The following is a 20787-nucleotide window of genomic DNA, read 5'->3' as shown; positions in this document are numbered from 1 at the left end:
AAGGGCATTACCAGCGGGATCCAGAAAGAACATGGTGGCTTGTTCTCCTACTTGTCCTTCAAATCGAACATAGGGTTCAATAATAAATTCCACCCCTTTTTCTTCTAGTTCTTCAGAAAAACTTTTGAAGGTGTCCCATGGCAATACCACTCCATAGTGAGGTACAGGTACATTTTTACCATCAACAGCATTGGTATGCAGGTCTTCTTGTGCTTTGGGTTTGTAGTGAATGACCAATTGATGCCCGAAGAGATTGAAATCTACCCAGTGATCACTGCTCCTTCCTTCAGAGCAATTCAGGACCTCCCTGTAAAAGGTTCTGCATTCGTTGAGGTTGTGTACCGGGATAGCAATATGAAAAGGAGTAATGGCAGACATAGAAATCTAATTTATGGCAAATTATGAATAAAAAGAATGTTGAAATATAGAGGTGAAACGTTACTTCTAATTCAACTAAAAGTAAATATTTTCTATGATTTCAGGAAATCTATGATCTGTTCATTTACTTGTTCCTGATGCATAGAGTGGCCCAGTCCCTTAGTTTTAATAAGTCGACTGTTGTTCCAATGAGCATGTACTTTTTGAGAGGCCAAAAAAGGCGCTACCAGATCTAATTCATCATGGATCAACAATCCGGGGATGGTAATACTTTTAGCATATTCTGCGGTTGTAAAATCATCAATACCGAACCCAAAATGTTTCTTGTAATAGGCATCCAAGGCGGTAAGAACCTGATCATTAAATCCCAGAATTTCTTGATACCGTTTCATAACATCACTAAACTCTGCCGGCGCACCAATACTGATGACCTTTTTAAGGGAATTACCCGGAAAGCGATATTGATGATAAACAGCGGTCATCCCTCCAACTGAGTGTCCTATGATATAGTCGGGATTGTAGCGAGTTACAATTGTTTGAGTGCATTCTGTATAGCGTATCACATTGAATAAACTTCCGGAAGAATGGCCATGAGCAGGGGCATCAAAGGCAAGGACCCGAAACCCTTCTCTTTTTAAATAGCCAATAAGGTTCCGCCAACGAAAGGAATTACTTTCCCACCCATGGAGCAGGAGAATGGTTTCTTTCTCTCCATCCCAGTGGTAGGTTTGTACATTCATATCGCCAATCGTTACAACTTCCTTTTTGGCCTCTTCCAAAAATTGAACTTGCATGGGGAGTATTCTTCCTTTTCGCGGAGTACAAAAAAGGGTATATGCCTGATGAGCCACAACTTGTTTGGAGAAGATGGATAAAATATTAAAATAATATCCAATGGCTATGGGTAGTATTGAATTGTATAGGCTTTTCACTGAGACTTTGTCTTTTACTTAAGAAAATTTGGGAATATAAAGAGTAGAAGTTAATTCCATCCTATCATCATATACTTTATCTTGGCTTTATCCGGGATCTGTACAACATCAATATCGGTATTGTTAAAACGCATTTCGGCCGGTAATTCTTCTTTGCTGATAGTAAAGTACAAATCACTATCTTTTAGCAAGATCACTACATTGTTCAAAGAGGTGATCACCTTTTTTATCACGAGCTTATCTTTAATGTCCTTAAACGTGCTCATCACATTAACACCTTCAACCGTGCTATACCTTGGATCGTAGATCCTTATGTTCTCTATTATTGGTACACTATCATTGGTAGGCGAAATACTAAGAAGGTGCGCACCTCCTTTTTCATAGACCTCAATCTTTCCGGATGCAGTTTCTTCCTTCATCATTGCTGTAGATCGAACGATGGAATCGTTTGCAAAAATACTGTCTAGTTGGGCAATGCGGGTAGTTTTTGACAGAGGACCCAAATGATCTTTTGTAATATCAAAATCAGTATTCACCTCTTGATTACAGGAAGAAAATATTAAAATAAAAAGGGATAGGCCAATTGCAGTTCTCATATAGGGTATAGATTATAAATGCTGTGAAATTAGATTAAAATTTACGTCGATACGACTAGTTTAAGGCTTTTCTTAAAATACCCAAAACACCTCTTATAAAGGTGGCACTTGTAAGAACTTTTATAACAGGATGTTGCCTAGTACTCCTTCTTTGGCTAGTGGTACGCGATCTTGGTGCTGTTTTCGCCTTTTCTTTTTTGGCCACTGTTTCTGCCTTTTCAATTTTCTTATTCAGCATCTCGTAAGCACTTTCCCTATCTATTACCTCATTGTATTCCCTAACCAGTTTAGAATTACTGATCACTTCTTTAAGTTCGCTATTAGAAAGGATATCCATCCTGCTCATAGGGGCTCGTAACAGGGTAGCAGCAAGTGGCGTAGGCCTTCCTTTTTCGTCCAGGGCACTGATCAGGGCTTCTCCTATCCCAAGGGAAGTAAGCACCTCTTTGGTATCATAATAGTCGGATATAGGATAGTTTTCTGCCGTTAGTTTGATGGCTTTTCGGTCTTTAGCGGTAAATGCCCTTAGCGCATGCTGCACCTTTAATCCTAATTGAGAGAGGACGGCATCTGGCACATCAGTCGGATTTTGAGTAACAAAATATACCCCGATCCCTTTAGATCGGATCAGCTTAACAATACTTTCTATTTGATTCAAAAGGGCTTTGGATGCCTCCTTGAATATTAAATGTGCCTCATCTATAAAAAGTATCAATTCCGGGCGATCGCTATCCCCTTGTTCCGGAAATGTGGAATATATTTCGGCCAACAGGCTAAGCATAAAAGTTGAAAAAAGCTTGGGGCGGTCCTGTATATCGGTAAGCCTCAAAATGCTTATAATTCCACGGCCATTCTCATCTATCCTGGTAAGATCGTTTACATCAAAAGATTTTTCTCCAAAGAACAAATCGGCTCCCTGCTGTTCTAGCTCTATCACTTTCCTTAGAATAGAACCCGTTGAACTAGTGGCTATTCTGCCGTAACTGTCTTCAAATTCTTTTTTGCCTTCATTGGTAGCATACTGCAGTACTTTTTTAAAATCTTTTAGATCTAAGAGCGGTAGTTTATGGTCATCACAGTATTTAAAAATCACAGCCACAATTCCTTCCTGAGTAACTGAAAGATTGAGGATCCTGGAAAGAAGCACCGGACCAAATTCAGAAACTGTTGCTCTTAATTTTAGGCCGTCCTGCTCAGATAAGGAAAGGATCTCTACAGGAAACTTTTTAGGAGTAAAGGGAAACCCAATTTTAGCGTGTCGTTCATCAATTTTTGGATGTCCCGGACTTGGTTGCGCAAGACCACTAAGGTCACCTTTTAGGTCCATTAGTAAAACGGGAATTCCTTTATCTGAAAGGTTTTCTGCTAAAACCTGTAATGTTTTTGTCTTTCCGGTACCGGTAGCTCCTGCAATTAAACCATGCCTGTTCAGGGTTTTTAAGGGGATCTTAACAAGGGCGTTGGTGATGGTTTCTCCATTGAGCATGGCCGCTCCCATAGAAATAAAATCGCCTTTTGTTGTATATCCTCTTTCAATATGTTCGAAGAATTCTTCCCTGCTGCCCATTCCGATTAATTTTTGATAAAAATAGGGTAATTTTAAGCAACATTAAAAAAGCCATATTATGAAAAATATCATGCTATTTAGCCTTGCCATCCTTATAGTTTCTTTACAAGTTGTCCAGGCCCAGGAAACTTCCGGCATCCTTTTCCATAAGTCGCACGAAATAAAGAAGCAATCGGCCCCCTTTAGCGATGCCGTGGAGGTAGGAAATCTCTTTTTTCTGGCAGGCCAGATCGGAATGGATCACAGTACACGTACTATGGTTGTGGGTGGTTTAATGGCCGAAACAGAACAAGCTATTCAGAATATTCGTGATGTTCTCCAACATCATGGTCTTACTTTGGATCAGGTAGTAAAATGCACTGTTATCTTAAGCACTATGGACGACTTTGCAGCATTCAATGAGGTATACACGAAGTATTTTACCAAAAAGCCGGCGCGCACAACATTCGCAGCAGCTGGTTTAGCCAGGAATGCCAAAATAGAAATTGATGTAATTGCGGCTAAGGAATAGGTGAGGAGCATACAACTAAAAAAACGATAACTATACAACTTAATAGTATCTTTGCGCCATGGTAGAAAAAGATATCATGATGCTCGTAGAGAAAGGCAGAATGCTGCCTCTTATGGAAGAGTTCTATACAATCCAGGGTGAGGGATACCACAAGGGCACAGCCGCATATTTTATTAGAATTGGAGGATGTGATGTAGGTTGCCATTGGTGTGATGTAAAGGAAAGTTGGAATGCAGCTACACATCCGCCCACGGAAATTGAAAGCATTGTGGTAAATGCAGCTCAGTATTCCAATACTATTGTGGTTACCGGAGGGGAGCCCCTCACCTGGGACATGGGACCTTTAACGACACTTCTTAAAGACAAAGGCCTAAGTACACATATAGAAACTTCGGGAGCTTATCCACTAACAGGAAACTGGGATTGGATCTGCCTTTCTCCCAAGAAAAATAAAGAACCAGTAGGGGATATCCATTTAAAGGCCCATGAATTGAAGGTCATAATTTATAACAGGGACGATCTGAGGTTTGCCGAAGAACATGCGTCTAAAGTAAGTGAGCATTGCGTATTGTATCTGCAACCAGAATGGAGTGTGCGAGACAAAGTTACCCCGCTCATTGTAGAGTATGTAATGAAAAATCCCAAATGGAAGGTCTCGCTTCAAACGCATAAATACCTTAATATTCCTTAAAAGGAATTCATTCTCTCAGGACGTTATAGAAAATAGAAGTGAAGGTGGTGTTTATTGTCCGCCATTGGCCTGAAGGTCCAGGATACATTCTGAATCCAAGCCTGGAACGGCAGCTTTTCCAGAGGAAATACGCTTATTCATTAAGCCCAGCAAACCTCCACCAAATTGAAGTTCGGCACGCATAAGGCAGCCATCTATATCACAATGATGTTCTGCATTTGTATCTTCATGGGCATTCACCGGTGACGATCCCAGGTCTACCAGGCCTAAAAGATGCCCAAATTCATGGTTCAGTGCAGCAGTTTCAACATCTTCAATGGAAACCTGACTGTTATTTAAGGCCAGTCCCCGGGCCGTGGCCTCATAGATTACCATAGACGTATTTCTATACACTGCACCAATGGTAACAGTGCCTTCCTGAGGATCATCTGTATCAGAAGGGGCATCAGCAAAATAAATGTACATAGCCAGCGTAGAACCATCATTGTAAGCTGTTCTGTTCTCAGTTTCGAGGTCTGCTATTTCCTGCAGGGTAAGATCGTTCTCATTAGGGCTGGGTAATTCCAGATATTGTATCTCAATATCTTGTTTAAAAGTACGAGCCTGTATGAATGCCTGAAAATTATTCATAGCCGCAGCACTGGGTTGAAACCCTGTGACATACCCAATTTCAATCAGTAATTTGGTAAAAGTATTGTTAGATAGGATGTCATTAGCTGAATCACCCGTGGCAAGTAAATTTGCCGATTTGTTAATTGGATCTGGCGGCGTTCCACCAGGACTATCAGAATTCTTAGAGCAAGCCGCTACAAGGATCAGACTCAAAAATAAAATATATACTTTTTTCATAGAATGCATTGTTCAAAACTATAATATCTACTTATCTATAACAAGTTAGAGAGCAAAAACCCTACATAAAACGGAATTTTAAGGTCTCTATTATACCCCTAATGTTAATTTAGCCAAGTAGTCGTAATGACTACCTTTCCTTACAAGATCGCACTGAAAACCATGGAATTGGGCTGCTTCGGATATAGTATTAAAATCAACATATAACCAATTGAAGGGATCACTCTTCATATCTTTGTAATGCATTATATAGTTTACTTCTCCATAGTAAGCATCGTCCGAAGCAACTAAATATCTTCCGTCTTCTGTTTTTTCAAACATATAGATGATATCACTCGAATCGAAGAGTACTTGTCCGCCGGGATTCAGATGTTCTCTGATCTTTCTAAAAAAATCATTAAGCTTACTGAGTTTTCCTACCAGTCCTATGCCATTCATAAGGAGCAATAAGGTGTCAAATTTTCCTCCTTTGTAGGTCCAAAAATCAGATTGAACCACATCTTCCAGGCCCCTTTTCTTGCATATTTCAATTGCTCCGGGTGAAGCGTCTAAAGCTGTAATACTATGTCCCTTTGAAGCAAGATATAGACTGTGACTTCCTGCACCGCAACCAATATCGAGCACATGTCCCATACAGGCCTTTAGTGCGAGCTTTTCCAAAATCGGCATGGTCCTATAATCACGGAATAAATAGGCCACAGGCAGAATATCCTCTTCCTGAAGGGAGGAGAAGGTCTTTATATTCTCTTCATGACTATTGTTGTAAAAGTCTGCTATTGCCTTGCCAAAAACATCGGTCCGCACTGGAAGTATATTTAATACAAAAGTGGGATATTTGTGTCATCCATGAAAGTTTAAGATCAATTTATGGAAGTTGAAATTTTTTAAATCCAATTCTATGAAGGAGACACTGCAACAACTTCCCCTGAAGGCAGCCGAAAAACAGGCTGAGAATAAAAAGTTTTTTGCTCGTCTAAAGAAAAGGCCTCCAAAGGATCTGGATTATACTATGAAACAGCTTCACGAGGCAGAATTTCAAAGAACCAATTGCCTTACATGTGCCAATTGCTGCAAGACAACAGGCCCGCTTTTTACCAGGATAGATATTGATAGGATTTCCAAACATCTTAAAATGAAGGCCTCAGCCTTTCAGGAAAGGTATTTAAGAACAGATGAAGATGGTGATGAGGTATTACAACAGGTGCCATGCACTTTTTTAGGAACAGATAATTACTGCAGTATCTATGAAGTAAGACCTAAAGCATGCAGGGAATACCCACATACAGATCGCAAAAAATTTCAACAACTGGGTGCACTCACCATAAAGAATACATTTGTTTGTCCGGCGGCATACAACATTGTGGAAGAAATGAAACGACAAATCAAGGGATAGGTCTGTATACTTGTTTTCTCTGAAAATGGTTATTTTTGAGACCATGGAAACCATCATTCACTATTTTGAAACAATCCCATCCAGTCACAGGAGTATCTTATTGGTCCTGGGGATCAGTTTTTTCTGGTTGCTGGAAGGAGCCGTACCATTGTTTCGTTTCCAATATAAAAAGTGGCGGCACGCGTTGCCCAATTTCTTTTTCACAGCTACCACCATCGTGATTAATTTTGCACTGGCCTTTCTACTTCTAAAAACGAGTGATTGGGTGGCTGCTAATAATTTTGGGATCATCAACTGGTTACCGGAAATGCCTCTTTGGGCTTACATTCTTCTTGGGGTACTCTTGTTGGATTTCTTCGGGGCCTATTTAGCACATTATGTAGAACATAATGTTAGACCTCTATGGATGATCCATCTGGTGCACCATACAGATCATGAAGTAGATACTACAACAGCCAACAGGCATCATCCCCTGGAAAGCCTTATCCGATTTGTATTTACCTTGGCAGGAGTATTTTTGGTAGGAACCCCCATTGGTATTGTAATGTTGTATCAATCCTTATCCCTTGTGGCGACACAATTTGGTCATGCCAACATCCGTTTGCCAAGAAAAGTAGATCGTGCCATTAGCTGGGTACTGGTCTCTCCAGATATGCATAAAGTTCATCACCACTTTGTCTTACCATATACAGATTCTAATTATGGGAATATCTTTTCAATTTGGGACCGCATCTTTGGTACCTATATGGAGCTAGATCGCGATACAATTGTGTATGGAGTAGATACTTTTCCAAATAAGGAAGAAAATGGGAGTATTATGGGCTTGTTAAAACAACCCTTTCACAAATATAGAAAGCCTACCGGTGGTGCTCCGAACAGTTAAGGATATAAAAGATACTTAGCTCTGATCTTGGCAAAATTTTGGAGATCTGCCTGCCAAATGGCCCTTATCTCAGCCTCATTCATCCCGGCCTCTATCTGTTTTTGAAGTAATTCCGTTCCCGCATGTTTACTGAATCCGGAAGTATTAAAAAATTTACTTTTTTCCAGGCAGTGTTGGTATGCTTTTATTATCCATTCCAGGGATACTTTAGACAACCTGGGTCTCTTGCTGAGGTCTTCCCCAAAACAGATTGTTCCCATATGTTTGGGCGACTTGGCCCCAATGTTAGGTTCGGGAATATAGGTAAAGGAAAACTCGGCCTTATCCAAAAAAGGTGCACCGTAACGTTGAAATTGAAATTCAGTACCTCTGCCGGCATTGATATTGGTCCCTTCAAAAAGGCCAAGGCTGGGATAGAGGTTTATAGATTGGTCATTTGGGAGATTGGGAGAGGGCCTAATAGGCAAACTATAGGTGCTGTTATGAGTATAGTTTTCTAAGGAAATGACTGTTAGTTGTGCTTTGGCCTCCTTTTCCAACCATCCTTCCTCATTGATCATTTGAGCATACTCCCCAATGCTCATAGCGTAAACAAGTGGTATTGGAGTCATCCCCAAAAAGCTGGTAAGCTCTACCTCCATAGTAGGGCCATCTATATAATGTCCGTTGGGATTGGGCCTGTCTAAAACCATAATTGGAATATTGTTTTCTGCACAGGCCTCCATCACTAGCTGAAGGGTTGCGATATAGGTATAAAACCGAACGCCTACGTCCTGAATGTCAAAGACTATCATTTCAATACCTTCCAGGTCCTCCTTCGTAGGTTTTCTATGGGCACCATATAATGAAATAATCGGCAAACCTGTTTGCAGGTCTATCCCATCTTCTACTTTTTCGCCGGCATCGGCCATCCCCCGGAATCCATGTTCAGGAGAAAATACGCGTAAAACAGAAATATTCAGGCTTATCAGGGAATCTACCAAATGGGTATAGGCCGGTTGGCCATCTCTTATGCCTGAGTCGTCTTTAAAAATCACGCTTGTTTGATTGGCCACCACTGCGATCTTCTTATCTCTTAACAGTGGCAGGTACTCCATGGTTCTGTTCGCCCCAACAATAATTTGCATATTGTTTATAGCCGTGTCTTTAGCCATGGGTACTTCATGTATTGCGGCTGTGCTTTGAACCTTACTACCACATGAAATAAATAGCAGGGCAGTAAAAAAATAAAGCAATAAAAAAGGATGAGGGCATTTCCAATTATTGCGAAGATCTTTCCCCTTGTTCCAAGAAACATGGACAACTAACAGAGGAAAACTGTATTTTTGATTCTCTAAAAAAAGCATCGGTTGAATTTAGAACTGTTTATCGCAAAACGCCTTGTCAAAGGTAAGCAGCATAAAATTAGCATATCTGCCCCGATTATAAAAATAGCTATTGCGGCTATAGCCCTGGGGATCTTGATGATGTTGATAGCTATGGCAACAGGTGTTGGGCTAAAATATAAGATCAGAGAAAAGATCGCTGCTTTTAATGGTCATATCCAGATCTATAATTACGACAATAACATCTCAGATGTATCCGTGATCCCAGTATCCCTGCAGCAAGAGTTCTATCCTAATTTTAATTTGGTAGAAGGCGTCCGACATATTCAGGCCGTGGCCACTAAGGCTGGAATTATAAGGACAGAAGATACCTTTGAGGGGATCATTGCTAAAGGAGTAGGGAAAGACTATGACTGGACAGCCTTTAAGGATTTTCTGATAGAAGGTAGCTTGCCTAGCTATACTTCAGAACTCAATACGGAGGTGCTGATGTCTAAACTAATGGCCAGCAGACTGCAAATGGTAGTGGGGGACGAATTCTTTACCCTTTTTCTAAAACAGGAAGATCCTTCCAAAGTTCCCAATCAGAGAAAGTTTAAGATCACCGGGATATATGACAGTGGATTTGAAGAATTCGACGGCACTTACATTTTTGTAGATATTCGCCATATTCAAAGAATGAATCAATGGGCCGAGGATGAAGTAGGGAATTTTGAGATCTTCCTGAACGATTTTGATGCCATCGATGAAAAGAGTCAGGAGATCTATGGAAAGACCCTTTCTACACTAGACACTCAGACAATAAAGAACAAATATTACAAAATATTTGAATGGATAGGCCTGTTCGATTTTAATATTGCCATTATCATTGGAATCATGATAATTGTTGGGGGAATAAATATGATCACGGCCCTGCTGGTACTTATTTTGGAAAGAACCCCAATGATAGGTGTTTTAAAAGCTCTTGGAGCAGACAATTGGAGCATACGGAAGGTATTTTTGTATAATGCGGCCTACCTTATCCTTATTGGCCTTTTCTGGGGGAATCTCCTGGGTTTGGGACTTATCTGGCTTCAGGATAAATTCCGGTATTTTAAATTCCCGAATCCGCAGGAATATTATATAGACTATATCCCTGTATATATAGACCTCCCTACCATCCTACTTCTCAATTTTGGTGTGTTGTTCCTGTGTATGAGCATGTTATTGATCCCGTCCTATATTATAACAAGGATAACCCCGGTGAAAGCGATCAAATTCGATTAAAAAAAATAGCTTGCTGTCTTTGATTCCAATAATAAAATTCAAACCAAATAATCTTTCCTCTTAGGCCTTGATTTAGGGAACTAGTATCTTTGTGGTCATGATGAAGTATGCAGAAAATATATTGGGGACCATCGGAAATACCCCATTGGTAAAAATGAATAAGCTAACGAAGGATTTACCCTGTCTTGTACTGGCAAAATATGAGACCTTTAACCCTGGTAATTCTGTAAAAGACCGTATGGCACTTCAAATGGTAGATGATGCTGTGGCTGCCGGGAAGCTTAAACCGGGAGGTACTATAATTGAAGGTACATCGGGGAATACGGGGATGGGTCTGGCCCTGGTGGCAGTGGTGAGAGGATACAAGATGATCTGTGTGATCAGTGACAAGCAATCCAAGGAGAAGGTAGACATCCTGAAAGCAATGGGCAGCGAGGTTTATGTATGTCCAACAGATGTAGCCCCGGAAGATCCAAGGAGCTATTATTCTACTGCCAAAAGACTTTCTGAGGAAATACCAAATTCCTGGTATGTGAATCAATACGATAACCCTTCAAACACCAAAGCACATTTTGAATCAACCGGACCAGAGATTTGGGATCAGACAGATGGCAGAGTGACTCATTTTGTAGTGGGAGTAGGCACCGGGGGCACTATATCCGGGGTAGGTTCCTATTTAAAATCGAAAAATCCCAATATAAAAATTTGGGGAGTAGATACCTATGGCTCGGTGTTTAAGAAATATCATGAGACTGGGATATTCGACAAAAATGAGATATATCCCTATATCACGGAAGGTATTGGGGAAGACATTCTACCCAAGAATGTTAATTTTGATATCATTGATGGCTTTACCAAGGTAACTGATAAAGATGCTGCGGTGTATACCCAGCGCTTGGCAAAAGAGGAAGGTATGTTCCTGGGAAATTCTGCAGGAGCTGCTATTAAAGGAGTACTCCAATTAAAAGAACACTTTAAAAAAGATGATGTGGTAGTTGTTCTGTTCCACGATCATGGTAGCAGATATGTAGGGAAGATCTTTAATGACGATTGGATGCGTGAACAAGGCTTTTTGGATTAGTTTTGGTATCTTTTGAGCTAATTATTCTACTGATAATCTAAAGCAATTTCCAGGTATACAAATGGCAACTATTTTTTAAAACAACAATGATAACGCTACAGAATAAAGATCAAAAAGTGAGTATCGTAAAGGGCGAACTCACTAGTTATCAGGTTGATGGATATGAACTAATGCATCAGATCGGGAGTCCGGGATGGGGCCATACAGATACGGAAATGTTTCCAATTATCGGCCCAACAGATAAAGCCGGTTTCAGGGTTCATGTACCCAGAGGTAACGCAATTCAGGATCAGCATGGACTTTTAAGGGACCTTTCGTATACCTTGGACAAAAAAGAGGATACCAAGGTGACCTATGTAAAAGAATATAAGGCAGGTTCCGTGGTTTTAAATTCCAAATTCCCGGATAAATCAACAGCGCAAAGGCTTATTTGGCCTTACAGTTTTAAACTTAAAAAGACCCTTAGTTTATCGGAGAATTCTTTAAAGATCACATTTGGTGTTAGTGGGGAAAAGGATATGCCCTTTATGATAGGGTATCACCCGGCATTTAAATTGCGCACTTCCAAGGCACAAATTAGAACATCTACGGTATCATATGGTTTGGAGGAGATCATGAAAGCCGGGAACCGGGCAGTTGAGGTTCCTCACACAGAAGAACTATTTTTGGAAGACGAACGAGTAATTCGTATTCAGACAAAAGGCTTTGGACATTTTATGTTATGGTCGCCAGTAGAGAATATGATCTGCGTTGAGCCCATCACATTCTATCCCTACGCCGTAGACCAGGCATACTTGCAAGAAGGATTTATGTATTTGGATAAAAAAGAAGCAAAATTTCAGCTAGAATTAGGACTAATATCATAAGAATGGAAACGAATAAGGAGCAGTTAACATCTGAGCAGATAGAGGAACAGTATGGATTTCTATTTGAAGATGAATTGCTAAAGGAGATCGAAGCTGCTGGGGTGCTTCGGAAGGTAAATGCAGGCGATTTCCTAATGGATATTGGAGATCCTATTCTGTCTATGCCTTTGATCATAAGTGGAGCTATTAAGATCTTAAGTGAAGATAAGGAAGGTGATGAACTGCTCTTGTATTTTATAGAACAGGGGGATACCTGTGCCATGACCTTATCCTGTTGTCTCAAAAAGGGGAAAAGTAAGATCAGGGCAGTGGCAGAATCTGATGCCGAGCTGTTAATGATCCCCATAGAGAAAATGGAGGAATGGATGGGGCGTTATAGAAGTTGGCGTGAATTTATACTAGACAGTTATCACGATAGAATGCAGGAGCTTTTGGAAACGGTAGATACCCTGGCTTTTATGAATATGGATGAACGCCTATTCAAATACTTAAAAGACAAGGCCATGGTGAATCAAAACGATATGATCCAGACAACCCATCAGGATATAGCGGCAGATCTTCATACCTCCAGAGTGGTAATTTCCAGATTACTCAAGAAGATGGAACACGACGGAAAAATAAAGTTACATCGCAGCCAGATTCATATCATAGAATTATAACAAGAAAGATTTTGCGTTTATGCAGATCAACTTTATATGCAAAAAATATTTCCATTTTTAAGCTGGATCAGGACATATAAGTGGCCTTATCTTCCAAGTGATCTGTTGGCCGGGCTAACCGTTGCTATTGTACTGATACCACAGGGATTGGCATACGCCCTAATTGCCGGGCTACCTGCCGTCTATGGCTTGTATGCTTCGCTTGTACCCTTAATAGTGTATTCCTTTATGGGAACTTCCCGCGCTTTGGGGGTAGGTCCGGTAGCTATGGATTCCCTTTTGGTGGCTGCAGGTCTGGGTGCTATTGCATCTATTGGTCCAGACAACTACATTGTTATGGCCATCTTACTTGCCTTCCTGGTGGGTGGTATTCAGTTATTGCTTGGATTACTTAGGATGGGCTTTTTGGTAAATTTTTTATCAAAACCGGTAATTAGTGGCTTTACATCTGGAGCTGCCCTCATCATAATGTTTAGTCAGTTAAAATATCTCCTTGGTACCGATATTGAAAGAAGCAATCAGTTTCATTGGATTATCTGGAATGCCATACAAAAATTGGGAACCATAAATCCTTATGACCTGGGAATTGGGATATTGGGTATTTTACTGATGATTCTTTTAAAAAAATGGAACAGGAAAATACCATACATATTATTGGTGGTAGTTATTGGGATTGCCCTCGTCTTCTTTTTTCAATTGACTTCCAAAGGTGTCGCTATCGTAGGTGAGATCCCATCAGGACTGCCCAAGGTGCTTCTCCCTCAGATAGAGTGGGAATATCTAATGGAATTGTGGCCCATAGCCCTGACATTGGCCCTTGTGGGTTACCTGGAAACCATTTCGATCGGAAAGGGCATTGAAGATAAGATGAATCGGGATCAACTAAATGCCAATAAAGAATTGGTGGCTCTGGGCCTTTCTAACATGGCTGGCTCTTTTTTTCAATCATATCCTATTACTGCGAGTTTTTCAAGATCGGCTATCTATCTGGAAGCTCGTTCCAGGACCAATATGGCAACTTTAGTTACGGCCATGATAGTGTTGTGCACCTTGTTATTTCTAACACCAATGTTTTATTACCTCCCAAAAGCGGCCTTGGCAAGTATTATTATGGTTTCGGTCTATGGTTTGGTAGATGTTGCCTATGCCCGTACATTATGGAAATTTAGAAAGGATGAATTTGCAGTGCTTCTGGCAACTTTTATAGTTACCCTTTTTGTGGGTATTATGGAGGGAATATTGGTTGGGGTATTAATTTCTTTATTGTTGATGGTCTACAGAACCTCTAATCCGCATTTTGCAGTACTGGCGAAAATCAAGAATACCGAATACTATAGAAATGTAAACCGGTTTGAGAGCGAGGTCGTGGTAAGATCCGATCTCTTGATCGTCCGTTTTGATGCTCAACTGTATTTTGGGAATTCTGATTTTTTCAAGTCGCATCTAATGCATTTAATTGACGAGAAAGGACCAGACCTTAAGGCAGTTATCTTAAACGCCGAGGCAATTAATTATATTGATTCCTCAGCTTCGGCCATGCTCATTAAGTTAATTGAAAAATTGTATGAAAAAGGGATTCATTTCTTTATCGCTGGGGCCATTGGGCCTACCCGGGATATACTTTTTTCCAGCGGAGTTATGCAGTTACTCCCCAAAGAATGCCTTTTTGTAGAGACCCGGGAGGCAGTTTCGTTTTTTGACGATCCACGAAAGAAATCACAACTGCAATCCAAAGTGGCACATCAATGGAATACACTAGGTGACTAATGTTACCTATGCTTTTGGAATATGACGTATTTTTGCAATGTAAAGTAAAGGATTATGAACATAGAACAGATTTACACAGGATGTCTTGCTCAGGGCGCTTACTATATCGAAAGTAAGGGCGAGGTAGCAATCATTGATCCCTTAAGAGAAGTGACGCCTTATATAAATAGAGCCTCCAGAGATAAAGCAAAGATCAAATATATTTTTGAGACCCATTTTCACGCCGATTTTGTCAGTGGACATGTAACATTGGCCAAAGAAACAGGAGCGACAATAATTTATGGTCCCCAGGCAGATCCTTCCTTCGATGCCTTGATAGCCACGGACGGACAAGAGTTTAGGCTGGGAGAGCTGACCATTAAGGTACTTCATACCCCGGGCCATACTATGGAAAGTACTACCTATCTATTAAAGGATGCTACGGGAAAGGATAAGGCTATATTTTCCGGAGATACTCTTTTTCTTGGCGATGTTGGCCGGCCCGATCTCGCACAGAAAGCAGCCCATATGACCCAGGAAGACCTGGCGGGATTGTTGTACGACAGCCTTCGCACTAAAATAATGCCTTTATCTAATGATGTAATTGTATATCCTGCACATGGTGCCGGTTCGGCCTGTGGAAAGAACATGATGAAAGAAACGGTGGATACCCTGGGTAATCAGAAGAAAATGAACTACGCCTTAAGGCAAGATATGACCAAGGAAGAATTTATTGCTGAGGTTACTGAAGGACTATTGCCACCACCTAAATACTTTCCTTTAAATGTGAAGATGAACAAGGAAGGCTATGAAGATATTAAAGAAGTACTTAAAAGAGGCACCAGGGCATTAATGCCTGATGAGTTTGAAACCCTTGCTAATGAAACCGAAGCAATTGTTCTGGATGTAAGAAGCGAGGAAGAATTTGTGAAAGCGCATATTCCAAGGTCTATTTTTATTGGCCTCAAAGGCGACTTTGCGCCCTGGGTGGGAGCATTGATCGCCGATGTTAAGCAAACCATATTACTGGTAGCTCCAAAAGGTCAGGAAGAGGAGGCCATTACCCGACTCTCCAGAGTGGGGTTCGATCATACTATAGGGTATTTAAAAGGAGGTTTCGAAACATGGAAAAAGGCAGGGAAAGAAACAGATAATTTGAGCTCAATTCCTGCTGAGAAGTTGAAAAAAGAACTGTCCGATAAAGAGACGGCGGTTTTTGACGTGCGGAAAGAAAGTGAACATAATGCAGAACATTTGCCACAGTCTGTTAATACACCTTTAGGGGCCATTAATGAGCATTTGTCTGCCTTCCCGGATAATAAGACCTTTTATCTTAGTTGTGCAGGGGGATATCGCTCAGTGATCGCAGCATCAATATTAAAAAGCAGAGGAATACATAATCTGGTTGATGTTGGCGGCGGCTTTAGTGCAATAAAATTGGCTGGGATAGAGACTACAAGCTATGTCTGCCCTTCCACCTTATGATAAATGTCATGTATGATTGGTGGTAGAATACGTAGTTTTATTCTATGAATCGGGATCAACGAATAAAATTGCTATATGTATGTTTAACACGCCTGGCAATAATATCCGTAACTGTGATATCGGTTAACGCAATAACTTAATTCTTTCTAGTATGAAAACAAATATGGGTACCCTGGACAAGATCATCAGGGTCATTGTAGCTATCGCTGCCGGTCTTCTGGTATATTTTGAAATAGTACAAGGCGTCTATTCTTACATCTTATTAGCTATTGTTGCCATTTTTATTTTGACCAGCCTTGTTGGTTTTTGTCCAATTTATAGCATTTTTGGTCTAAATACCTGCACTGTAAAGAAAAAAGACTAGAATTCTCTGGGCATGTTTTTAAGCCTAAAATAATGGTATACTGCCGCTTGCTTTATACATAGGGAGGTTTTCCGTTTTATAAACTAAAGTCTCAATAGTATAGAATAGGTCTATTCCCATATTTCAAAATAATTTTCAGATTACTCTTTCTACTTTTCTATTTTGTGTATTTTTAATATTGACATAGAAAATAGGAATGCTAAAGAATTTTATTCAAAGTGTAGGGGTCGCAAACATTGTTTTACTCCTCGTTGTTCTCTCCATCATTGTTGTATCGGAATATATATTTCTTTCAGGCAATAAGTTAGATGCCATCTTCATCGCCATCTGGGCGCCCACTATTCTTGGATTTATGAATTATTTCAAATACAGGAAGTGATGGACTTTATTCTTGCATATTCAATTTTCGTCGGACTTATCTTCCTGATCTGGATGATCTTTGTCATTAGGATGTACAGGGAATTGAACAAAAAATTTTAAGCTGGTTTGCTTATTTTAAGGTTTTGATTTTCTCTGAGGATACTTAATTAGTAAAAGGAATTAGTTTTTCCTGATTTTTAAGGGCATAGGAAGTTACCAATCTTTTGGTTTCGAGGGTCTCTTTTTGTGGAGTAACAAAGGCTATAATATCTTCAAGAGACCTTACTTCAGTTTCTTTTGGGACAAATCCGTAACCGTAATACTGCCCATCCTGCACAACCACCAGGGCGTCTTCTTTGGCATCACGCCCCTTTTCCCTGATAATAAAATTGTCCTTATTGTGTGCAATATATTCCAAGGCCTCTTTCACCTTCTTATTATACTTGTTAACTGATTCTTTTCCTCTGCAGATCCCATCACATTGTTTTACTCTGAAGTGAGTACAGTGGATTACCCCTTCCTGCAGGTGGCAATATTTTGCACATAAACCATAGTCAGAACAAATAATTTCCAGGAATTCCCTGCATTCTGTGATCGAATACAAAGTGGTAAGAGGTTGTGGCACATTCTTAATCTTATTAAAGGCCAAATGTAATATACCATCGCGATCCTCATAGTGGAAAATGGCATAGGCCGGGACCTTTCTTTTTTGGGCCCTGTTATAAAGCGGAAAAAAATGTTTAATGGCATATGATTCCATTAGCAAGGCAACTAATTCATTGCCTGCTAGCTCATAATCTATCTGCTCGGTAACCCTGCACATCTGTATCTCTTTTTCGCTTCTGTCGTAAAAATGTCCGAGAACTCTTTTCTTGATATTCTTGGCCTTTCCGGCATAGATCACTTCTCCCTTTACATTTTTGAAAAAGTAAATTCCCGTTTTATCAGGTAGTTTTTCATATTGTGATTTAGGAAGGGAAGGAGGTAGTGTGGCTTCCTGTGAGCGTGCATTTAGGAATTTAATTACTGTTTCCTCTATGTTGGGGGTACTAAGGATCTTTTGGAATAATAACACTGTTGCATGAGCATCGCCTCTGGCCCTGTGTCTATTCTGGAGCGGGATACTTAGAGTAGAACAGAGCTTGCCTAAGCTATACGATCTGTATCCGGGGAATACTGCTCTGGACAAACGAACTGTACATAGTTTTTTACGAACAAAAGACAATCCCAACTCCTTAAATTCATTCTTGATGACATTGTAATCAAAGTTTACGCTATGGGCTACAAAAATAGTTTCTTCGGTAAAGGAAAGGATCTTTGGAGCAATTTCTGCTATGGTGGGAGCATTGCGGACAAGGTTGTTATCTATTCCTGTAAGACCGGTTATAAATGAGGGTATTTCACATTCGGGATTAACCAGAGAAGTAAATTCTTCTATGATCTTAACGCCGTTATATTTAAAAATAGAAATCTCGGTGATCTTGTTTCCTTTGATCCCGTTCCCCGTGGTCTCTATGTCTACTATGCAATACAAATTCTTAGTTTTGATACTCTTTCTACTGCGATATTTCCAGGAACAAGCTTATTCCTTTTCTTGTATTTTAAGCCAAAAAAAAGGACAACAAGCGCTGTCCTCTTCTTCAAGATTATTTTTCAGGTGTAAAACGAACTATTCCTTATGAATTGTCTACCACTTTTGCACTTGCCGCGTTCTTTTTCACAGAGGCAATTCCATTTGCCATAGATGATGCAGATGCGTACATCTGACTAGCACCGATCTCTTGTCCGTTAGAAGCTTTTAGACCGAAATAAGGTTTTCCATTTTTTGCAACTTTGCGATCGAACATGCCATCGTTCTTAGAATTTTTCCGAACGGATTCTATGCCATTTTCACAAGCCGACTTGGTCTTGTATGCCTCACTACTTAAGATAACCTGTCCGTTTCCAGCTTTTAAATTAAACCTGAATTGACCGGATTTGTCTTTTTTAATTTCGAATTTACCCATTTTAATGTATTTTGATTTTCTCAAATTTAACATATAAAACCAGAATTTTTGAGAATGTTGTAAAAAAAAATCCACATTTTACTGTGGATTAATAAAAAACTACATTTCTCAGTCTTAAAAACCTACCTTAGATTTTTGTATTCCTCGTTATCTTGTTGGCGAACCTTTAAGGCGCTTTTCAATCTTTTGTTTTTTTCCCGTGAGTTGCTTCATGAGATCCATTAGCTCCTCATCCTTAGATTTTTTATATATTTCGTTGATCGCTAAAATGATTTCCTTGGCATCTCTAGACGCCTGAACACGGTCACTGGTTGACATGTGACTCATTTTTAGGTTTATAAAAGCATCTGCCCGTTTAAATATGTCCATTTTTGTTTAAATATACAATGAAGCGCATAAGATAGGAAACATTTCAGATTGGCAATACTGATCTGCATATAATATTTTCCTATAATTTTCTTAAACAAATGTGAAGGACACCTAATTTATCTTTCTAAGGCCCAGTATACCTAAGAAAATAAAAAGTATAGAACTTTCTATTATTTATCAGTTTTAAAAGATTGAAGACGACAAAATCACAATTTTCGCTAGCTAAAAACACTAATATTTTGAATTCTTAGATATAGCCCAACGACTTTCAATGGAACATAGCAGTATTTAAAAATTTCTGGCATAGGAGAGAATTACATATTTATGAGATTGTGTTCCGGTAGCTTCCGGAGACTGTATTCTGTAGCCAAACCAGTATTCATTTTTTTTAAAACGGTGTTGTACGTCGAAACCACCAAAAACAAATTCACGGTTAGGCGAAATAAGGAAGATAGAGTTGTCCCCCAATGCATTGCCTTCTAACAGTGCGTTATAGCCAACATATCTATATCCTGCGCGGAGGGAAAAAAAGATCTCCCTGCGTGTATTTCCAATTCTTTGATAGGCCATGGTACTGGCCAAAGGATCTCGCCGCCCGAAATAGGCTATAAAGTTGGCCTGTGCAAATTGATCGCGTGTCCCAAAAGCAAGGGAGGGCTGTACGGCTAACGTAATACTAAATGGATTAGGGGCAAGAGTCCATTCTTTCAGGTAACCTACATAGCCGTTGGCATGCAGACTATTGTCCATTTCATCAACCCATACCGGAGGATCCGAAACAACAAAGATCTTGTGATACCATCTTTGAAAGCCGCCGGCTCCTGAATTATTGCCAGCGATCCCCACAAGAAGGCTGGCATCCCAACTGTGTTTGTTTTTTACAGAAGACCATCCTGTTTTCAGGCCCAGAAAACCAACATAAGGTCGGTCTTGTTCTTCAATATTGGTGGTAATAATATTGAAAGGCGTATAAACCTCCTGCCCGATTGTAAATGAAAGTTGTTCCTGCCCCTTGCCAATCCCTTTTTTTAGGCTGCTTGTGTAGGTCAGGTATAGACCAGAGGAGTAATAGCGATCCGTAAGAGTAAAGAAATCGTTGTCATGTTTTAGCCTAATTTGATGATGTGAAATAGAATCGCTCACAATCTTGGATTCCATCTGACCATGAAGAGTAAGGGAACTCCCAAAGACAGAGGCTATAAAGACGTTAAAAATAAATGTGCTGTCCAAAAAGGTTGTGGTATATACCGGGCTAAATTTCTGATCCCTGTGAAATATAGGGATTTTAAGATGTTTTGGAGCAATAATAAATAAAGCACTCCTGCGCTTTCGTGATACTCAAGCTTCGAAGGGCGTAGGTGGAGCCGGGGAGATTACCTACGGTGCGCTACTGATCTGCCTTTTAGGAAATACAGCAAACTGTACTTTCAGCCCAGATGTCTAAAACCAAAAAAATCTGC

22 protein-coding genes are annotated in these 20787 nt (G+C 40.1%); 11 read left to right on the top strand and 11 right to left on the bottom strand.

From position 1 onward, the window contains the following. The 4 genes from Q0X72_RS07825 to Q0X72_RS07810 all read right to left on the bottom strand — a co-directional run. On the bottom strand, positions 1-378 hold a 378-nt coding region (locus Q0X72_RS07825), incomplete at its 3' end, for a VOC family protein (protein ID WP_297763742.1). Between the two features lie 92 nt (positions 379-470). Next, entirely contained in the window at positions 471-1310 is an 840-nt protein-coding gene (locus Q0X72_RS07820) for an alpha/beta hydrolase (RefSeq protein WP_297763740.1), read from the bottom strand. Positions 1311-1360: 50 nt separating this feature from the next. Further along, complete coding sequence (locus Q0X72_RS07815) at positions 1361-1906, bottom strand: hypothetical protein (RefSeq protein ID WP_297763738.1); 546 nt, start codon at positions 1904-1906, stop codon at positions 1361-1363. 55 nt (positions 1907-1961) lie between these two features. Then, positions 1962-3473 (bottom strand): helicase HerA-like domain-containing protein, encoded by a 1512-nt coding sequence (locus tag Q0X72_RS07810; protein ID WP_297763736.1) that lies wholly within the window; start codon positions 3471-3473, stop codon positions 1962-1964. Positions 3474-3531: 58 nt separating this feature from the next. On the opposite strand from Q0X72_RS07810, the gene Q0X72_RS07805 reads away from it, so the two are divergent. Continuing rightward, positions 3532-3984 (top strand): Rid family detoxifying hydrolase, encoded by a 453-nt coding sequence (locus tag Q0X72_RS07805; RefSeq protein ID WP_297763733.1) that lies wholly within the window; start codon positions 3532-3534, stop codon positions 3982-3984. A 58-nt stretch (positions 3985-4042) separates the two neighbouring features. Continuing rightward, positions 4043-4675: a 7-carboxy-7-deazaguanine synthase QueE gene (locus tag Q0X72_RS07800; protein WP_297763730.1), complete on the top strand. Its 633-nt coding sequence runs from the start codon at positions 4043-4045 to the stop codon at positions 4673-4675. A gap of 51 nt (positions 4676-4726) precedes the next feature. On the opposite strand, the gene Q0X72_RS07795 is transcribed toward Q0X72_RS07800, so the two are convergent. Both Q0X72_RS07795 and Q0X72_RS07790 read right to left on the bottom strand, forming a co-directional pair. Then, on the bottom strand, positions 4727-5524 hold the full coding sequence (locus tag Q0X72_RS07795) for a hypothetical protein (RefSeq protein WP_297763727.1): 798 nt from the start codon (positions 5522-5524) through the stop codon (positions 4727-4729). Between the two features lie 90 nt (positions 5525-5614). Then, positions 5615-6328, bottom strand: a complete 714-nt coding sequence (locus tag Q0X72_RS07790) for a bifunctional 2-polyprenyl-6-hydroxyphenol methylase/3-demethylubiquinol 3-O-methyltransferase UbiG (RefSeq protein ID WP_297763724.1) — start codon at positions 6326-6328, stop codon at positions 5615-5617. Between the two features lie 94 nt (positions 6329-6422). Between Q0X72_RS07790 and Q0X72_RS07785 the strand changes: the two genes are divergently transcribed. Continuing rightward, positions 6423-6917 carry a YkgJ family cysteine cluster protein gene (locus tag Q0X72_RS07785; protein ID WP_297763721.1) on the top strand — a complete coding sequence of 165 codons (495 nt, stop codon included), beginning with the start codon at positions 6423-6425 and terminating at the stop codon, positions 6915-6917. 43 nt (positions 6918-6960) lie between these two features. Beyond that, positions 6961-7800 carry a sterol desaturase family protein gene (locus tag Q0X72_RS07780; RefSeq protein WP_297763718.1) on the top strand — a complete coding sequence of 280 codons (840 nt, stop codon included), beginning with the start codon at positions 6961-6963 and terminating at the stop codon, positions 7798-7800. Here Q0X72_RS07780 and Q0X72_RS07775 read toward each other — a convergent pair. Beyond that, positions 7797-8954, bottom strand: a complete 1158-nt coding sequence (locus Q0X72_RS07775; RefSeq protein WP_297763715.1) for a DUF1343 domain-containing protein — start codon at positions 8952-8954, stop codon at positions 7797-7799. The genes Q0X72_RS07780 and Q0X72_RS07775 overlap by 4 nt on opposite strands. Positions 8955-9149: 195 nt before the next feature. Here Q0X72_RS07775 and Q0X72_RS07770 point away from each other — a divergent pair, with 195 nt between their 5' ends. The 7 genes from Q0X72_RS07770 (at position 9150) to Q0X72_RS07740 (ending at position 16592) form a co-directional block, all read left to right on the top strand. Next, positions 9150-10391 carry an FtsX-like permease family protein gene (locus tag Q0X72_RS07770; RefSeq protein ID WP_297763713.1) on the top strand — a complete coding sequence of 414 codons (1242 nt, stop codon included), beginning with the start codon at positions 9150-9152 and terminating at the stop codon, positions 10389-10391. Between the two features lie 100 nt (positions 10392-10491). Beyond that, entirely contained in the window at positions 10492-11472 is a 981-nt protein-coding gene (locus Q0X72_RS07765) for a PLP-dependent cysteine synthase family protein (protein ID WP_297763745.1), read from the top strand. An 86-nt stretch (positions 11473-11558) separates the two neighbouring features. Beyond that, complete coding sequence (locus Q0X72_RS07760; RefSeq protein WP_297763712.1) at positions 11559-12338, top strand: aldose 1-epimerase; 780 nt, start codon at positions 11559-11561, stop codon at positions 12336-12338. Between the two features lie 2 nt (positions 12339-12340). Continuing rightward, positions 12341-12997, top strand: coding sequence for a Crp/Fnr family transcriptional regulator (locus Q0X72_RS07755; RefSeq protein ID WP_297763709.1), 657 nt, complete (start codon positions 12341-12343; stop codon positions 12995-12997). 36 nt (positions 12998-13033) lie between these two features. After that, positions 13034-14764, top strand: coding sequence for a SulP family inorganic anion transporter (locus Q0X72_RS07750; RefSeq protein WP_297763706.1), 1731 nt, complete (start codon positions 13034-13036; stop codon positions 14762-14764). A gap of 54 nt (positions 14765-14818) precedes the next feature. Next, positions 14819-16228, top strand: coding sequence for an MBL fold metallo-hydrolase (locus tag Q0X72_RS07745; RefSeq protein WP_297763704.1), 1410 nt, complete (start codon positions 14819-14821; stop codon positions 16226-16228). 151 nt (positions 16229-16379) lie between these two features. Next, positions 16380-16592, top strand: a complete 213-nt coding sequence (locus Q0X72_RS07740) for a DUF2892 domain-containing protein (protein WP_297763701.1) — start codon at positions 16380-16382, stop codon at positions 16590-16592. Between the two features lie 523 nt (positions 16593-17115). Here Q0X72_RS07740 and Q0X72_RS07735 read toward each other — a convergent pair. The 4 genes from Q0X72_RS07735 to Q0X72_RS07720 all read right to left on the bottom strand — a co-directional run bounded on the left by Q0X72_RS07735 (position 17116) and on the right by Q0X72_RS07720 (position 20485). After that, positions 17116-18486, bottom strand: coding sequence for an exonuclease domain-containing protein (locus Q0X72_RS07735; RefSeq protein ID WP_297763698.1), 1371 nt, complete (start codon positions 18484-18486; stop codon positions 17116-17118). Between the two features lie 142 nt (positions 18487-18628). Further along, positions 18629-18958, bottom strand: a complete 330-nt coding sequence (locus tag Q0X72_RS07730) for a YegP family protein (RefSeq protein WP_297763695.1) — start codon at positions 18956-18958, stop codon at positions 18629-18631. A 147-nt stretch (positions 18959-19105) separates the two neighbouring features. Further along, positions 19106-19327: a hypothetical protein gene (locus Q0X72_RS07725; protein ID WP_297763692.1), complete on the bottom strand. Its 222-nt coding sequence runs from the start codon at positions 19325-19327 to the stop codon at positions 19106-19108. 288 nt (positions 19328-19615) lie between these two features. Continuing rightward, positions 19616-20485 carry a lipid A deacylase LpxR family protein gene (locus tag Q0X72_RS07720; protein WP_297763690.1) on the bottom strand — a complete coding sequence of 290 codons (870 nt, stop codon included), beginning with the start codon at positions 20483-20485 and terminating at the stop codon, positions 19616-19618. Positions 20486-20787: the final 302 nt, after the last annotated feature.

Source organism: uncultured Muriicola sp., assembly GCF_947258935.1.
Lineage (GTDB): Bacteria > Bacteroidota > Bacteroidia > Flavobacteriales > Flavobacteriaceae > Muriicola.
Note: the sequence above shows the minus strand (reverse complement) of the source record. Positions and strands in the feature narration are given on the sequence as shown.

Bases quoted from the DNA above. Each gene is read 5' to 3' on its own strand.
- Q0X72_RS07815 (WP_297763738.1), bottom strand. From the start codon at position 1,906: ATGAGAACTGCAATTGGCCTATCCCTTTTTATTTTAATATTTTCTTCC.
- Q0X72_RS07810 (WP_297763736.1), bottom strand. From the start codon at position 3,473: ATGGGCAGCAGGGAAGAATTCTTCGAACATATTGAAAGAGGATATACA.
- Q0X72_RS07805 (WP_297763733.1), top strand. From the start codon at position 3,532: ATGAAAAATATCATGCTATTTAGCCTTGCCATCCTTATAGTTTCTTTA.
- Q0X72_RS07800 (WP_297763730.1), top strand. From the start codon at position 4,043: ATGGTAGAAAAAGATATCATGATGCTCGTAGAGAAAGGCAGAATGCTG.
- Q0X72_RS07795 (WP_297763727.1), bottom strand. From the start codon at position 5,524: ATGAAAAAAGTATATATTTTATTTTTGAGTCTGATCCTTGTAGCGGCT.
- Q0X72_RS07785 (WP_297763721.1), top strand. From the start codon at position 6,423: ATGAAGGAGACACTGCAACAACTTCCCCTGAAGGCAGCCGAAAAACAG.
- Q0X72_RS07780 (WP_297763718.1), top strand. From the start codon at position 6,961: ATGGAAACCATCATTCACTATTTTGAAACAATCCCATCCAGTCACAGG.
- Q0X72_RS07775 (WP_297763715.1), bottom strand. From the start codon at position 8,954: ATGGCTAAAGACACGGCTATAAACAATATGCAAATTATTGTTGGGGCG.
- Q0X72_RS07765 (WP_297763745.1), top strand. From the start codon at position 10,492: ATGAAGTATGCAGAAAATATATTGGGGACCATCGGAAATACCCCATTG.
- Q0X72_RS07760 (WP_297763712.1), top strand. From the start codon at position 11,559: ATGATAACGCTACAGAATAAAGATCAAAAAGTGAGTATCGTAAAGGGC.
- Q0X72_RS07755 (WP_297763709.1), top strand. From the start codon at position 12,341: ATGGAAACGAATAAGGAGCAGTTAACATCTGAGCAGATAGAGGAACAG.
- Q0X72_RS07750 (WP_297763706.1), top strand. From the start codon at position 13,034: ATGCAAAAAATATTTCCATTTTTAAGCTGGATCAGGACATATAAGTGG.
- Q0X72_RS07745 (WP_297763704.1), top strand. From the start codon at position 14,819: ATGAACATAGAACAGATTTACACAGGATGTCTTGCTCAGGGCGCTTAC.
- Q0X72_RS07740 (WP_297763701.1), top strand. From the start codon at position 16,380: ATGAAAACAAATATGGGTACCCTGGACAAGATCATCAGGGTCATTGTA.
- Q0X72_RS07730 (WP_297763695.1), bottom strand. From the start codon at position 18,958: ATGGGTAAATTCGAAATTAAAAAAGACAAATCCGGTCAATTCAGGTTT.
- Q0X72_RS07725 (WP_297763692.1), bottom strand. From the start codon at position 19,327: ATGGACATATTTAAACGGGCAGATGCTTTTATAAACCTAAAAATGAGT.
- Q0X72_RS07720 (WP_297763690.1), bottom strand. From the start codon at position 20,485: ATGGAATCCAAGATTGTGAGCGATTCTATTTCACATCATCAAATTAGG.